The organism is Caldisericaceae bacterium, from assembly GCA_036574215.1.
GTDB lineage: Bacteria > Caldisericota > Caldisericia > Caldisericales > Caldisericaceae > Caldisericum.
Genome location: JAINCR010000034.1, coordinates 1 through 1,651, shown reverse-complemented (window position 1 = coordinate 1,651; position 1,651 = coordinate 1). Strand labels below are relative to the sequence as shown.

4 protein-coding genes are annotated in these 1,651 nt (G+C 35.3%); 2 read left to right on the top strand and 2 right to left on the bottom strand.

Annotated features, from left to right (window positions below; translation table 11 throughout):
- A partial coding sequence (locus K6343_01665) for a YjbQ family protein (GenBank protein ID MEF3244680.1) occupies positions 1-162 on the top strand: 162 nt, incomplete at its 5' end.
- Here K6343_01665 and K6343_01660 read toward each other — a convergent pair.
- Both K6343_01660 and K6343_01655 read right to left on the bottom strand, forming a co-directional pair.
- On the bottom strand, positions 140-847 hold the full coding sequence (locus K6343_01660; protein MEF3244679.1) for a creatininase family protein: 708 nt from the start codon (positions 845-847) through the stop codon (positions 140-142). The two genes, K6343_01665 and K6343_01660, sit on opposite strands and share 23 nt — an antisense overlap.
- A complete protein-coding gene (locus K6343_01655) occupies positions 813-1,184 on the bottom strand; it encodes a DUF2007 domain-containing protein (protein MEF3244678.1) in 372 nt (123 codons plus the stop codon). The genes K6343_01660 and K6343_01655 overlap by 35 nt, the downstream gene beginning before the upstream one ends.
- Positions 1,185-1,251: 67 nt before the next feature.
- On the opposite strand from K6343_01655, the gene K6343_01650 reads away from it, so the two are divergent.
- Positions 1,252-1,651: glutamate--tRNA ligase (locus tag K6343_01650; GenBank protein MEF3244677.1), on the top strand; the 400-nt coding region annotated here is incomplete at its 3' end.

The following is a 1,651-nucleotide window of genomic DNA, read 5'->3' as shown; positions in this document are numbered from 1 at the left end:
CATATAAAAGCTTCAATAATTGGCTCATCACGGACTGTAATTATCCAAAACGGCACACTTGCTTTAGGCACATACCAGGGTATATTTTTTATGGAGTTTGATGGTCCAAGAACAAGAGAAGTTTATGTAGAGGTAATACCTAAGTCTCTTCAAAATCCTTAAGGATACGAAGCATACTGTCAATGGAGGCTTTAAATAGTTTTTCTCCTAACTCCTTGCTCCCATTTTGAGAATCGTTTATAATACCAGTTTTTGTGATGTATTTTTCTGAAAGATCGTTTGAGACATAATAATTAGGTAGCTTTCTTTTCTCCTCGGTAAAGTATGCTTTTTTAACAAGGCTTTCGTCAAGATATATCATCATAGAAATTTCTCCTCTTCCTGCATGACCTGCATGGTCGTAAAGTGATTCTAGTTCTTTTAATAACCACCAAGAAACTGTTATGAATTTGGTGTTCTTAAGAATTGGAGCAAGTTCATCGAAAGTTGCTCTTAGAATACTTATATTCCCTCCATGTCCATTTACAAAAAAGAAGTTCCTAAATCCATGGTAATAAAGGGAGTTTATGTAGTCTTTCAAAAAATTGATTAAGTTAATAGGTGAAATAGATATCGTGCCTGTGAAATTCATCGTAATTGAGTGGCAATTTCCTACGTTGATGCTTGGTGCAACAATTCTTTCAGAAACTTTACCTAATTCAATTGCAAGGGCATCTGCTGTGATGGTGTCGGTTCCAAGGGGAAGCGCATCCGAATGTTCTTCTGTTGCTCCAATTGGTATTATGATGGTTTGATTTTTTGTGAGGTATTCTTTAACTTCCCTCATTGTCATCTTCATTAGTTCCATCTTCTCCTCCTGAATATGCTTCCATTATTTTCTTTGCTTCTTCAAAGTCAATTCTCATTACAAAAATGTTAAATTCACCACTTGGCCCAAGTAGTATGTTCGAGAAAGGATTTACTGCTAAAAAATTATTTCCCATTGGACCAGGTCTTTTAACAAGTGTTTTTATGTTGTTTGCTTCTAAAAGATTTGATAATACGTCGGCTTCAAACTCTGATGCACATGTTGTTAGAAGCACCCATTCGAAATTTGTTTCTGTTTGTTCAAAATTGTAATTGCAATTTTTGCAAATTTTTGCATCCATATCGTTTTCGGTTCCACATTTAGGGCATATTTTCATTTCTAACCTCCTTTTAAATTATATGATATTTTAATTTTTTGGTAAAATACTGTGTTTGGAGGTACAAATGGTTAGAGTTCGTTATGCTCCTTCTCCTACAGGAGAAATACATGTAGGTAATGCAAGAACAGCTATATTCAATTATCTTTTTGCTCGCCATAATGGAGGCACTTTTATTCTTCGATTGGATGATACAGATGAAAAGCGTTCTACCCCTGCTGCTATAGAGAGTATGGTAAGGGATATTACCTGGTTAGGCCTTGATTGGGATGAAGGTTATCTTAAAGAAGGACCCTACGGTCCCTATCGACAGAAAGAGAGAATCCCCATTTACAACCACTACATTGATACTCTTCTTAAAAATGGTCATGCCTATGAACTCTACTACACAGATGAAGAAGTTGAATCAATAAGAAGTGAATACGAAAAAGCTCTTAAAACATTCTCCTATAGAAAACTCAAAGAAA

What these genes read in the sequence shown, in the direction of transcription:
- K6343_01660 (MEF3244679.1), bottom strand. Translation starts at nt 847, where the DNA reads ATGGAACTAATGAAGATGACAATGAGGGAAGTTAAAGAATACCTCACA.
- K6343_01655 (MEF3244678.1), bottom strand. Translation starts at nt 1,184, where the DNA reads ATGAAAATATGCCCTAAATGTGGAACCGAAAACGATATGGATGCAAAA.